This window comes from bacterium (genome assembly GCA_035281585.1).
Taxonomy (GTDB): Bacteria; UBA10199; UBA10199; order DSSB01; family DSSB01; genus DATEDP01.
The window spans coordinates 1-12,028 of record DATEDP010000117.1 but is presented as its reverse complement, the minus strand read 5'-3'; the positions used below and the strand labels follow the sequence as shown (position 1 = coordinate 12,028).

The following is a 12,028-nucleotide window of genomic DNA, read 5'->3' as shown; positions in this document are numbered from 1 at the left end:
CACTTTGAGAAACGGCCTTATCGAACGTCAAATTCTTGTCGTGAAATTGTTCTTGGTGAAGTTTCGGCCGCCCCCTAAAATCAGATTTTTGGTTCGGGGTCATCATGTCATTCCTTCCGCATTCGAAGCTCGCCAGGTTTCTGGCCTTCCTCCTTCTCATGTTGGGCGCCTCGACGGCCGGCGCGATCGAGCCCGACGAGATCGTCGCCAAAGCCGACGCGGTGCGGGTGCCCAAGGGCTCCTATGAGTTCGAAGCCGCGATCGTGAATTACGAGGGCGAAACCAAGCAATCGGAGAGCGGCTACAAAGTTTATGTGCGGGACTTGGAGCATAGCTTGGTCGAGTTCCGCAGCCCGGCCGCGGAGAAGGGCAAGAGCCTCTTGATGATCCAAGAGGATCTTTGGATCTATTTGCCCCGGGTCAAGAAGCCGGTCCGAATTCCCTTGCAGCAACGTTTGGCCGGCAACGTCTCCAATGGCGACATGGCCCGGGCCAATTTTTCCAACGACTACAGCGCCACTTTGGCCGGCGAGGAGAAAATCGGCGATCGCGAAGTCTACGTCCTCGACCTGGTCGCCAAGTCGCCGAGCAAGACCTACAACAAGATCAAGTACAAGGTGGCGAAGAGCGATTTTCATCCGGTCACCGCCGAGTATTACACGGTTTCGGGCGCCTCCTTGAAAACCTGCACCTTCGAGGATTTTCGCCAAGAGGCCGGGGCGCTCCGGCCGGTTCGCCTGGTGTTTCAGGACAGCTTGAATCCGCGGAAGAAATCGATCCTCACTTTCAGCGGCATGGTCACGAAGCAGCTTGACCTGTCGATGTTCACGAAAGACTACATGAAGACTTTGGAGTAGCGATTGCCGCCCTCTTCACTCAAGGTCCTGGCGATCTTGATCGGGACGTTTTGGGCTAGCCGGCTCCCGGCCCAAGAGGCCACGCCGCCGCCCGACCCATCCTCCTTCCGTTTCGAGTACAGCGGCGAATTGCGGCAGGAAACCGCCTTTCGCTACGCTTCACCGGCCAACTTCAGCAAGATCCGCCAATTCGCCAAGGCCGACGTCAAGTTCACCTTCAACGAGCACCTGAAGATGAAGATCGGCGGCCGCGGCTGGTACGACGCGGTCTACGATGTGACCGACCAGTATCCCGAAGATGTCCGCGTCAACATGCGGAAGGAGCTGACGATCCGCGACGCCTATCTCGACATCACGGCTTCCAAGGTCAAGATCCGGCTCGGGAACCAGCAGATCGTCTGGGGCGAGGCCTTGGGCCAATTCTTCGCCGACGTCGTGACGCCCAAGGACTTGCGGGAATTCTTCCTGCCGAGCTTCGAGTTCATCCGGATCCCGATCTGGGCCCTGGACCTGCGTTATGACTTCCTGCCCGGTTGGACCTTGGAGGCGGTCCTCACGCCCGACATGAGCGTCGATAAGCTCGCGCCTCAGGGAGCCGACTTCGCTTTCTTCATTCCGCCGCCGCCGCCGGGCTTCAACCAGGTGCTGCTTTCCGACGACAAGCCCGAGACCGATTTCAAGCATTGGAACGGCGGCCTGCGCTTTTCCTATTTGGTGAAGGGCTGGGACTTGGCTTGGTTCTATTACACCAGCCCCGACCACGTGCCGGCCTTGTTCAAGACGGTCACGGCCGGGCCCGGCGGAACTCCGACCATTGTGCTCGATCCCAAGCACAAGCGGATTCAGAACATCGCGTCGACCTTCAATAAAAGCATCGGCGACGCCGCGGTCCTCCGCGGTGAATTCGTCTATGCCATCGGCCGCTATTTCAATGCCGAAAACATCAACGTCAATCAAGGAGTGGTCCGGCGCGACCAATTCCGCTACGTGGTGGGTTTCGATTACACTTTCCATGGCTTCGACATGAATGCCGAATTCCAGCAGCAGGCCATCCTGGGTTCGACTCGCAACGTCGCCGACGACATCCTCGACACCTGGATCTTTCTTCGCTTCGAACGGGGTTTCCTGGATGAGAAGTTGATCGCCGAGCTGATCTTCATCGTGGGCTTGGAGGCCGGCGACACCGAGCTCAGCCCCCGGCTCCACTACCGCGTCAGCCCGTCGATCACCCTGACTTGGGGAACCGACGTCTTCAGCGGGCCCCAGGACACGCTTTACGGCGAGTTCGACCACAGCGACCGGGTTTTCATGAACACTAGCTGGAAATTTTAGCCGGCGGCGGCTTCGACCAAGACCAGCTTCTGGCCCGATTCGACGGCCGCGCCGGGCTGGACCGCGACTTCCTTGACGACGCCGTCGATGGCGGCGGTCAGCTCGTTCTGCATCTTCATGGCTTCGATGACGACCAAGGCTTGGCCCTTGCTGACGGCGTCGCCGGCTTTCACCTTCACTTCGACGATCTTGCCGGGCATCGGGGCGCTGATCAGGCCGTGACCGCCGGCGGCCTCGCTCTGCGAGACGGCCCGGCGGCGGGGGTCGAACACCTCCAGATGGTAGGGGACATTGCTCAGGTTCAGCTCGGCCTTGTCTTGGCGGAAGCTGACGTCGGCCTCGAGGACCTCGGTGCCGTCGATCAGGAAAGAATAGACCGAGCCTTTGGCCAGCAGGGGCTCGAAGCGGTGGCTTTCGCCGTCCAGCTTGAGCTCGTAGCCTTGCTCGAGGGTTTCAATCTCGACCTCGAACTCCTTGCCATCGAATAAAACGGTGTAGGTCTTCGCCATGCCTAATTCCTCATTCCCATCTTGCGGCCGGCCACCCGCCAAGGCGAGGCGTCGGCGGCCTCGGCGCCGCCCGAAACCGGGCGCGACTTCAGCTCCTCGAGGTGCTTGGCCAAGGCCGCGGCCATCAGGGCCTTCTTGGTTTCCTCGTAGGGGACCTTGAGTATCTCGGCCATGTGCTTGTCGATGAAGTGGGTGTCGTAGCGGCCCTCGACGAAGTCTTTGATCTCCAGGGCCCGGCGGTGGAAGTAAAGGTTGGTCTTGGGGCCGCTGACCCGGTATTCGGAGAGCGCCCGCTGCATTCTTTGGATGGCCTCCTTCCGGTCGGCGCCGTAGGCGATCAGCTTGGCCAGTATCGGATCGTAATCCATCGGGACCTGGAAGCCTTGGTAGATGCCGTTGTCGAGGCGGATGCCGGGTCCGAGGGGATATTGCATGTCGACGACCAGGCCGGGCGCCGGCATGAAGTTGTGGAAGGGGTCCTCGGCGTAGACCCGGACTTCGACGGCATGGCCCCGCTGTTGGACGTCTTCCTGCTTCATCGGCAGCTTCTCGCCCTGGGCGACCTGGATCTGGAGCTTCACCAAATCGACGCCGGTGACCAGCTCGGTGATCGGATGCTCGACTTGGAGGCGGGTGTTCATCTCCAGGAAATAGTAATTCTGCTGGTGATCGACCAGGCACTCGATCGTGCCGGCGTTGTAGTAGCCGACAGCCTTGGCCAGCTTGACCGCCATCTCGCAGACGCCCTGGCGGGTTTCGGGCGTGATGAAGGGCGAGGGCGATTCCTCGATGACCTTCTGGTGGCGGCGCTGGACCGAGCACTCGCGCTCGAAGAAGTGGACGACGTTGCCGTGCTGGTCGCCGAAGACCTGGACCTCGATGTGGTGGGGGCCTTCGACCAATTTCTCGATGTAAACGGCGTCGTCTTTGAATGAGGAAATGGCCTCGTTCTGGGCCATCGCGAAGGCGCTCTTGAGCTCTTTCTCCTCGCGGACCGCCCGCATTCCCTTGCCGCCGCCGCCGGCCGCCGCCTTGAGCAGGACCGGGAAGCCGATCTTCTTGGCGACTTCCAGCGCTTCGTCGGCGTCCTTGAGCGGGTGCTTGATGCCGGGGACGACCGGGACGCCGGCGGCCTCGGCGATTTGGCGGGCGCCGATCTTCGAGCCCATCTTGGTGATGATGTCGGGATCGGGGCCGATGAAGATCAAGCCGGCGTCCTTCACCGCTTTGGCGAAGCCGGCATTCTCCGAGAGAAACCCATAGCCCGGATGAATGGCATCGGCACCGGACTTCTTGGCCGCGGCGAGAAGCTTCTCGACGTTGAGATAGCTCTCCTTGGGGGCGGCCGCCCCGAGGTGATAGGCCTCGTCGGCCCGCCGGACATGGAGGGCGGCTCGGTCGGGATCGCTGAACACCGCGACGGTTTGGATGCCCAAGTCGCGGCAGGCTCGGATCACCCGGACGGCGATTTCGCCGCGGTTGGCGATGAGGATTTTCTTGATTGTTTTCAGGCTCATGGGGCTCGGTCCCTTAGAGATAAAAAATTTCCAAATTTCAACGTAAATTTTTTGTTAAGCTTGGAAGTCGGATCCCCTTTGCCCGGCTTGTCGAGGCTTTTGCCTTTGACCGGTGACGGGGCGACGAGAGGATCTATGACTAGAAAACCTTTCATAACGGCTCTTTACGGATTGAGCGTGGCCGCTTTCCTGTCGGGTAGCGCCGTGGCTCAGCAAACTCCAGGGACCGCAACGACGACCACCACCTCGGGTCCCGGCACTTCGACGACGACAACGATCTCAGCTCCACCTTCCGCTCCCCAGCCGGCGCCAGGCAGCTCGACAACTAGCACCACCTCGACGACGACCAGCACCACCAAGGTCCCAGTGACAACCAAGAAGGCGCCGGCGCCGAAGCCGGCGGCAAAGCCCGCGAAGACGGCGACCAAGGTCGAGGAGACCACCACGACCTCGACAACCACGACGGTCGCTCCGCCGCCGCAACCGGTGGTCGTGGTCAAGGAAGAGAAGCCTCGGACGGTCTACGACCAGGAAACCCTGGAGAAGATGGAAGACAAGCTCTGCGTCACCGGCTTCAAAGCCCATGTCGGCAGCGAGAGCAAGAACGTCTGCAACTCCATGGCTAACCCGCCCGACCTCGCCTATACCTGCTCATGGGACGAGGAAGGCCCGCCGGCTTTTCCCGCAACCAAGCAAGGTCCCTGCACCCTCGACTTCACCGAGCATCGCGGCGAGGTCGTGATCACCCGCGATAAGTGGAAAGACAATCCTCCGATGAAATACGGCTCGAAGGCCCAGTGCTGCTTCCGAGCTTCGAAATAGTTTGAGAGCCCCCTCTCCCGGCCTTCGGCCACCCTCCCCCGCGAGGGGGGAGGGCAAGATCTTCCCTCTCCCCTTGTGGGAGAGGGGCAGGGGAGAGGGGGCTGCCTTTACAATGGAATGTTCCCGTGCTTTTTCGGCGGGTTCTTATCGACCTTGTTCTTCAGCATCTCCAGGGCCCGGATGATCTTGCTTCGGGTGAAGCGCGGCTCGATGACCTCGTCGATGTAGCCCAGCTCGGCCGCCTTGTAGGGCGTGGCGAAGGTGGCCCGGTAATCCTCGGTCAAGCGGGTCCGTTCGGCCGCCGCGTCCTTGGCCTTCTCGATCTCCTTGCGGAAGATGATGTTGACCGCGCCGTCCGAGCCCATCACCGCGATCTCGGAGAAGGGATAGGCGAAGTTGACGTCGCCCCGGATGTGCTTGGAGCTCATGACGTCGTAAGCCCCGCCGTAGCCTTTGCGGGTGATCAGCGTGACCTTGGGCACGGTGGCCTCGCAGAAGGCGTAGAGCAGCTTGGCGCCGTGGAGGATGATGCCGCCGAATTCCTGGTCGGTGCCGGGCAAGAATCCGGGCACGTCGACGAAAGTCACGATCGGGATGTTGAAGGCGTCGCAGAAGCGGACGAAGCGGGCGGCCTTGATGCTGGCGTCGATGTCGAGGCAGCCGGCCAGGACCTGGGGCTGGTTGGCGACGATGCCGGCGACCCGGCCGTTGTAGCGGCCGAAGCCGATCAAAATATTTTTCGCGAAGTCGGGGCCGATCTCGAAGAAGTAGCCGTCGTCGAGGGTGCTCTTGATCAGCACCTTCATGTCGTAAGGTTTGTTGGGGCTGTCGGGAATCAGGGCGTCGAGCGCCTCGTCGACCCGGACCGGATCGTCCTTGGGCTTGACCAGCGGCGGATCTTCCAAATTGTTGGAAGGCAGGAAGGAGAGCAGCTCCCGGACCTGCTGGAGCGCCGCCTGATCGTTGGGTGCCCGCATCAGCGAGACGCCGGACTTGGTGTTGTGAGCGAGGGCGCCGCCCAAATCCTCCTTGCTGACGACTTCGTGGGTGACGGCCTTGATGACTTCGGGACCGGTGATGAACATGTGGGCGGTGTTCTCGACCATCAGGATGAAATCGGTCAGGGCCGGCGAATAGACCGCGCCGCCGGCGCAGGGTCCCATGATGACCGAGATTTGGGGAATGACGCCGCTGGAGAGCACGTTGCGCAGGAAGATGTCGGCGTAGCCGGCCAGCGATTGGACGCCCTCTTGGATGCGGGCGCCGCCGGAGTCGTTGAGCCCGATCACCGGCGCGCCGGTCTTGGCCGCGAGGTCCATGATCTTGCAAACCTTCTTGGCGAAGGCCTCGCCGAGCGAGCCGCCGAAGCTGGTGAAGTCCTGGGCGAAGACGAAGACGGTCCGGCCGTCGATGGTGCCGTGGCCGGTGATGACGCCGTCGCCCAAGATCTTCTTCTCTTCCATTCCGAAGTCGGAGCAGCGGTGAGTGACGAAGCGGTCCATCTCGACGAAGGAGCCGGGGTCGAGCAGGAAGTCGACCCGCTCCCGGGCGGTCATCTTGCCGGCCTTATGCTGGGCGGCGATGCGGTCGGTCCCGCCGCCCTGCTCGGCTTCGAGGTTCTTTTTCTTCAAGATTTCGGACATTTCACGATTGGTCGGCATGGTAAATCCCTTGGAAAATTCGGATTCTAGGCGATGCCGATCTAGATTGTAGGGCCGGCGCGGTCAAGGAAATTGCGCAGGAATTCGGGGGCCGCCTCCGCTCAATTGTTGGGGCAATCAGGCGTGGCGATCGAGTAGACCAGGGTGCCCTTGTGAGCCCGGCCGAAGCTGGCGCCCTTCGGGAGCGATCCCAATTCGGTGCCGACCTCGGCCTCGGGGTGCTTTTCCTTGAGATAGGTCGAGAGCGACTGGATCAAGGAAAGATCATGGCTTTCATCGGTGTAAAGGCTGAATTTTCGCGAGCCCTCTTGGTAAGAGGCCCCGACCATTCGGCTGATCGTGGCCCACTGGGCTCTTCGGGACTGCGTCTGCCGGGTTTCGCAGTCGCCGGAACGCGAGCTTTCCAGGCCCTTCAAGAAGCTCTCGGCTTTTTCGTCGAGTAAAACCTTGGGTTTTCGGCTGGCTTGGGATGGCGCCGGCTCGGCGCTAATCTCGGTTTTTTTCGATTTTTTCTCGTCGCATCCGGCCAGGAACAGCGCGGCGACGGACCCGAAAAGGATAATTGGCAACATGAAGGCCCCTTTCCATGATGCGTTGGGTGGAATGATGCGTTGATGGACAGCCTATCGCCTAGGCCGAAGGAAAGTTTCGGACTATTTTTTAAGAAATAAGGCTAAGGTCGATTTCCCCGAAGCTCCGCACGATGGGATGCTCGCTGAGCCCCGGCGCCGGGGCGCTCCTCAGGACCCAGCATGTCCGCAGGCCCGCGGTCTGGGCCGCGTCCAGCTCGGCTTTTACGTCGGATAAAAATAAAATGTGAGCGGCCGGGAGGCCGATCCGAGCCGTGATTTTTTGGTAGGCTTCGACTTCCCGTTTGGCGCCGATCTGGGTATCGAAATAGCCGGAGAACAGCGCTGTCAAGTCGCCGAAGGCACTGTGTCGGAAGAGTAGTTTTTGAGCCTCGACCGAGCCGGAGGAGAAAATGTAAATGGCCAAGCCTTGGGCGCGCCATGCCTGCAATTTCTCATAGGCATCCCGGTAAACGTGGCCTCGAAAATCCCCCCGTTCATAAGCCTCCCGCCACAGAATTCCTTGCAGGAGCTTTAAGGGGGTGATTTTTGAATCCTCTTCCATCCATTTCAGCAGAGTGGCAAGCGCGGTTGCTTCATCGGCGGCGGGCTGGCCGATATGCCGCTTGACCGCCTGTAAAATTTCGCGAACCTCGGGGTCGTCGCGGCGCTTTTCGATGAAAGCCCCCAAATGCCGCTGGGCATAGGGAAATAAAACATCATGGACGAAGCGGATGTCGGTGGTCGTGCCTTCGATATCTGTCAGTATCGCTTGAATCACGGGTCGGTGTATTGGGCCACCCAGCCCTCGGGGTTGGTGAAAAAACGAATCGCGGTGAAATGGGGATTTGGGCCGGCATCGAACCAATGTTTGGTGCCGGCCGGCACGCTGATAAGGTCGGATTTTTCGCAGTCCACCGCGTAAATGTGCTCGCCGATATGCAGGAAAAACAAGCCGCCGCCTTCGACAAAGAAGCGGATTTCGTCTTCGGTGTGGATGTGCTCGCGCAAAAACTTGGCCCGCAGCGCGTCCTTCTCGGGGTGCTCGGGAAACATCCGGATGACGTCAACCGCCCGAAAGCCGCAGGCGGACTTCAATCGCTCGATGCAATCCCGGTAAGCGGCGATAATTTCCTCGCCGGTCGAAGTTTCGGTGAGGCTTTGCCCGGCGTCCCATCGCTCAAAACGAATTCCCACCGCTTTCAAGGTCTCGGCGACGTCGCCATGTCGGGTGAAAATTTTCCGGGCTTGGGTCGGCGTGCTTTCGTGATAAATGCGCAATTCGCTCATCTTTGCAGGCTCCGAGACGTTAATTCGCAACTGAATAAAAATTCCAAAGCTTCGACGTGGCGCAAGGCATCTTCCATCGTTTGGCCCCAGGTGTACAGGCCGTGTCCTTTGATGAGGTAGGCGAAAACATTTTCATGGTTTTGCAGGTAATTTTCGACTTCGGCGGCCAAGGCGGCGATGTTCTGGGTGTTGTCAAAGATCGGGATGCAAATTTCGCAGGCATGGGTCGTGATGCCGGAAAAGGCTTTTTGCATTTCATAATCGCGGATTCGCAACGGATTCGGGGCGCTCAGGCGCGAAAGGACGGTCGCATGGACCGAATGAGTGTGCAAAACGGCGCCGATGCTTCGGTCGCGGGCGTAAAGCGAGGTGTGCAACATGGTTTCGGCGGAGGGTTTTTTGTCGGTGGCTACCGGGCGGCCGGCGAGATCGACCAGCATGATGTCGTCGGAGGTTAGCCGGCCTTTATGCTTTCCGGAAACCGTGATGGCAATGAGCTCGTCGTCCAAGCGGGTCGAATAATTGCTGCTGGTGGCCGAGGACCAGCCGGAGGCAAAGAGAAATTTGCCGGCCTCGATCATGGCTTGGGCGGCCTGCTGGAACGGCTCGGTCTTATCCATTTTCTTGTGAAGAATCCCGCATTACCCGCTCCCTCGGAGCAAGCATGGTGGGTCTGAGGGGCCGAGGTCAAGGAATTTAGAGGAAATCCCGGGTCACCCGGGCCTGGACCGCGGCCTTGGCCACGGCCTTGGCGACCGCCGCATGGACCAGCGGGTCGAGCGGATCGGGGATGAGCTCCTGCTCGGGCGTTTGGCCGACGATGGCGAGGGCGGCGGCGATGAAGATCTCGGGCGTGAAGCGCATCGCGTGGGCGTCGAGCGCGCCGCGGAAAATGCCGGGGAAGCCGATCAAGTTGTTGACCCGGCTGCCGTCGCTGGCGAAGGCGGCGCCGGCCGAGAGGGCCTCGGCGATGGTGATCTCGGGGAAGGGATTCGATAGCGCCAAGATGACCTGGCCCTTCTGGACGTCCTCCGGCTTGATCAGGCCGGGGAGCCCGGTGGTCGCGACGACCACTTGGCATTGGCGCAGCAGGTCCTTCAAGTCGGTGTTGATCCCGCCCAGCGTCTCGAAGCGCTTCTTGGCCTCGACGTTGACGTCGCTGCCGTAGACCGGGTTGCCGGTGTATTTCATGATGAGGTTGGCGATGGCCGACCCGGCGGCCCCGAGGCCGATCTGGCCGACCTTGGCGTTGCGCAGGTCCAGCCCGCCCATCCGGCAGGCGTTGATCAGCGAAGCCAGGGCCACGGTGGCGGTGCCGTGCTGGTCGTCGTGCATGACCGGGATCTTCAGCCGCTCGATCAGCTTGGCCTCGACCTCGTAGCAATCGGGGGTGCGGATGTCCTCGAGCTGGATCGCGGCGAAGGTCGAGGAGATGGTCTCGACCGCGTCGACGAAGCGGTTGACGTCGAGGGTGTTGATCAGGATCGGAACCATGTGGAGGCCGGAGAATTGCTGGAAGAGGGCGGCCTTGCCCTCCATCACCGGCATCGAGGCGACGGCGCCGAGATTGCCCAGACCCAGGACCCGGCTGCCGTTGGTGCAGAGGGCGACGGTCTTGCCGATGGTGGTGTAGATTTCGACTTGAGAAGGGTCTTCCTTGAGCAGCTTGCAGACGCTGGCCACGCCCGGTGTGTAGACCTTGCGCAGATCCTCGATCGACTGGATGGGAAATTTAGGCCGCATCAGCAGCTTGCCGCCGCGATGGAGCTCGAGGACCTCGTCGATCACCGATTCGAGCTCGACCTCGGGAATCTTGCGGACCGCGCTGACGATGGCGCTTAGGTGGTCCTCGTCGTTGACGATGATGGTGACGTCTCGGATGTTGTGCAGCTCGCCGAAGCTGACCGTCGAGATATTGCCGATGTCCCCGCCCATTTGCGAGATGGTGGAGATCAGCTTGGATAAGACCCCGATAAATTTACGATTTTTGCAACGTAAGGTGCGGATCAGCTTCTGATTGGACATAGGGGAGATTCAATCTCCCCTGGCCGCACCCGGGGGTCAAGGAGAAAAAATTGCGCTCCTTCAAGGGCGGCTGACGATTTCAGCGAGCAATATCCAGTCTTCGCCGGGGGTTTCGTTAGCCGCTTTTTCAGAAGGAATGAAAATGCCATATCCCCCATAGCTTTCGGCGGAGGAACTCAGGTCCGGAGAAACCGAGGGTCGGGGCAAGTAGAGAAAGAGCGCCAAGACCAAGGCGGCGAGGGGGAAGGCCAGACGCCACATCCAGGAAAGCTTGGCGAAGTAGCCGGAGCGGCCCTCGATGCGCTTAAGGATTCGGTGGTATTCGTTGGCGGGCGCCGACGGCACCTCGCTTGAATCCCGGCGCAGGAAGCTTCCGATTTTGCGATCAAGATCAGGGTTTTCTTCAGGGCGATCCATGGCTTTCTTCAATGTCCTCCATAAGCTGCCGTAGCTTCTCCCGCGCCCGGTGCAAACGCGATTTGACGGTCCCGATCGGCAGATTCAAGACCTCCGAGATTTCCTGGATGCTCAACTCTTCCATGTAGAATAATACAATCACGTCCCGTTGATCCATATCGAAGCCGGCCAGCAAGCGCCGGATCTCATTTTGTGCGAGCCGCGGTGCCTCGGGCTCTTGATCCGTCCCCTGTTCTTCCTCCCAGGCTTGAGAAGGAGGGGGTTGGCGGCGCAAGCCGTCGACGGCGACATTCCGTACGATGCGGTAGATCCAAATTTTAAGCTCACAGCGGCCCTCGAAACGAGGCAAGCCGCGCCAAATTTTCAAGAATGCCTCTTGCACCAAGTCGTCCAGCAGAGGTCGAGGGGTCAGGCGAAACATCGCCCGCCGGACGAGATTTCGATATTCCTCGTAAAGCTGGCGGAAGTTTTGAAGCCGTCCTTCCGTGATCCGGCGAATTTTTTCGTCGACGTCTTCCTGCATGGTTGAGCCGGTTTGCTTAAGGTGGAGGCGGCGGCATATCCGGGTGCTTTCGCCGGAATTCCTCGAATCTTTTTTTGCGTAGCTCGCTGAATTTTTTTCGCTGTTCGGGCGTCAATATCTGGCGAATCGCGAGCGCTTGGCGAAATCCCTCCCGTTTCATCTCGCTTTGGAGCTTTTGCAGCGCTTCGAATCGCTCCCAAATGACGGCCTCGGTTGCGGACCCGTCCATAGCCTGATCCAGGCTCGCTCTGGCCTCTTGGACGCTCTTCTGTCTTTCCTCGAAGTTGCTTCGGGACTGCTCCTGGACTTTCTGAATTTGAGTCTTCTGCTCTTCGCTGAGCCCGAGCTCCGCGACGAAGGGGGCTTTCGTCAAGTCGGGCGGATGGCGGGGAGGCGGCGGGAAATCCGGCGCCTGGGCGAAAGCGCCGGAGATCCCCGTCAGCAGCGGCAGGAAGGCCAGCAGGGTCTTGAGGGTTAGGGGTTTAGACATTCTTTCCTCCTTATTC

The 12,028-nt window shown here is 60.3% G+C and carries 15 protein-coding genes; 3 read left to right on the top strand and 12 right to left on the bottom strand.

All coding sequences use genetic code 11. From position 1 onward, the window contains the following. Window positions 1-104 precede the first annotated feature (104 nt). Together VJR29_09845 and VJR29_09840 are read left to right on the top strand one after the other, a co-directional pair. The gene (locus VJR29_09845) at window positions 105-857 is read left to right on the top strand and encodes an outer membrane lipoprotein-sorting protein (GenBank protein ID HKY63710.1); all 753 of its coding nucleotides are present in this window, start codon (window positions 105-107) and stop codon (window positions 855-857) included. Window positions 858-860: 3 nt separating this feature from the next. After that, window positions 861-2,189 carry a DUF1302 family protein gene (locus VJR29_09840; GenBank protein ID HKY63709.1) on the top strand — a complete coding sequence of 443 codons (1,329 nt, stop codon included), beginning with the start codon at window positions 861-863 and terminating at the stop codon, window positions 2,187-2,189. Here the strand turns inward: VJR29_09840 and VJR29_09835 are convergent. The 3 genes from VJR29_09835 to VJR29_09825 all read right to left on the bottom strand — a co-directional run bounded on the left by VJR29_09835 (window position 2,186) and on the right by VJR29_09825 (window position 4,715). Then, window positions 2,186-2,698: a biotin/lipoyl-containing protein gene (locus tag VJR29_09835; GenBank protein HKY63708.1), complete on the bottom strand. Its 513-nt coding sequence runs from the start codon at window positions 2,696-2,698 to the stop codon at window positions 2,186-2,188. The genes VJR29_09840 and VJR29_09835 overlap by 4 nt on opposite strands. A gap of 2 nt (window positions 2,699-2,700) precedes the next feature. Continuing rightward, window positions 2,701-4,215, bottom strand: coding sequence for an acetyl-CoA carboxylase biotin carboxylase subunit (accC, locus tag VJR29_09830; protein ID HKY63707.1), 1,515 nt, complete (start codon window positions 4,213-4,215; stop codon window positions 2,701-2,703). Window positions 4,216-4,424: 209 nt separating this feature from the next. Further along, a complete protein-coding gene (locus VJR29_09825; protein HKY63706.1) occupies window positions 4,425-4,715 on the bottom strand; it encodes a hypothetical protein in 291 nt (96 codons plus the stop codon). Between VJR29_09825 and VJR29_09820 the strand changes: the two genes are divergently transcribed. Then, a complete protein-coding gene (locus VJR29_09820) occupies window positions 4,702-5,037 on the top strand; it encodes a hypothetical protein (GenBank protein HKY63705.1) in 336 nt (111 codons plus the stop codon). The genes VJR29_09825 and VJR29_09820 overlap by 14 nt on opposite strands. Window positions 5,038-5,144: 107 nt before the next feature. Here the strand turns inward: VJR29_09820 and VJR29_09815 are convergent, their stop codons facing one another. The 9 genes from VJR29_09815 to VJR29_09775 form a co-directional block, all read right to left on the bottom strand. Beyond that, the gene (locus tag VJR29_09815) at window positions 5,145-6,698 is read right to left on the bottom strand and encodes an acyl-CoA carboxylase subunit beta (GenBank protein ID HKY63704.1); all 1,554 of its coding nucleotides are present in this window, start codon (window positions 6,696-6,698) and stop codon (window positions 5,145-5,147) included. Window positions 6,699-6,799: 101 nt separating this feature from the next. Beyond that, window positions 6,800-7,270 carry a hypothetical protein gene (locus VJR29_09810; protein HKY63703.1) on the bottom strand — a complete coding sequence of 157 codons (471 nt, stop codon included), beginning with the start codon at window positions 7,268-7,270 and terminating at the stop codon, window positions 6,800-6,802. Window positions 7,271-7,358: 88 nt separating this feature from the next. Next, entirely contained in the window at window positions 7,359-8,048 is a 690-nt protein-coding gene (gene mtnC, locus VJR29_09805) for an acireductone synthase (protein ID HKY63702.1), read from the bottom strand. After that, the gene (locus VJR29_09800) at window positions 8,045-8,557 is read right to left on the bottom strand and encodes an acireductone dioxygenase (GenBank protein HKY63701.1); all 513 of its coding nucleotides are present in this window, start codon (window positions 8,555-8,557) and stop codon (window positions 8,045-8,047) included. The genes mtnC and VJR29_09800 overlap by 4 nt, the downstream gene beginning before the upstream one ends. Continuing rightward, entirely contained in the window at window positions 8,554-9,177 is a 624-nt protein-coding gene (locus VJR29_09795) for a methylthioribulose 1-phosphate dehydratase (protein HKY63700.1), read from the bottom strand. Before VJR29_09795 ends, VJR29_09800 begins: the two co-directional genes overlap by 4 nt. A gap of 76 nt (window positions 9,178-9,253) precedes the next feature. Then, window positions 9,254-10,582, bottom strand: coding sequence for a malic enzyme-like NAD(P)-binding protein (locus VJR29_09790; GenBank protein HKY63699.1), 1,329 nt, complete (start codon window positions 10,580-10,582; stop codon window positions 9,254-9,256). Between the two features lie 60 nt (window positions 10,583-10,642). Continuing rightward, complete coding sequence (locus tag VJR29_09785) at window positions 10,643-11,011, bottom strand: hypothetical protein (protein HKY63698.1); 369 nt, start codon at window positions 11,009-11,011, stop codon at window positions 10,643-10,645. Then, window positions 10,986-11,522 (bottom strand): sigma-70 family RNA polymerase sigma factor, encoded by a 537-nt coding sequence (locus tag VJR29_09780; protein ID HKY63697.1) that lies wholly within the window; start codon window positions 11,520-11,522, stop codon window positions 10,986-10,988. Before VJR29_09780 ends, VJR29_09785 begins: the two co-directional genes overlap by 26 nt. Window positions 11,523-11,538: 16 nt before the next feature. Next, window positions 11,539-12,012 (bottom strand): Spy/CpxP family protein refolding chaperone, encoded by a 474-nt coding sequence (locus VJR29_09775; GenBank protein ID HKY63696.1) that lies wholly within the window; start codon window positions 12,010-12,012, stop codon window positions 11,539-11,541. Window positions 12,013-12,028: the final 16 nt, after the last annotated feature.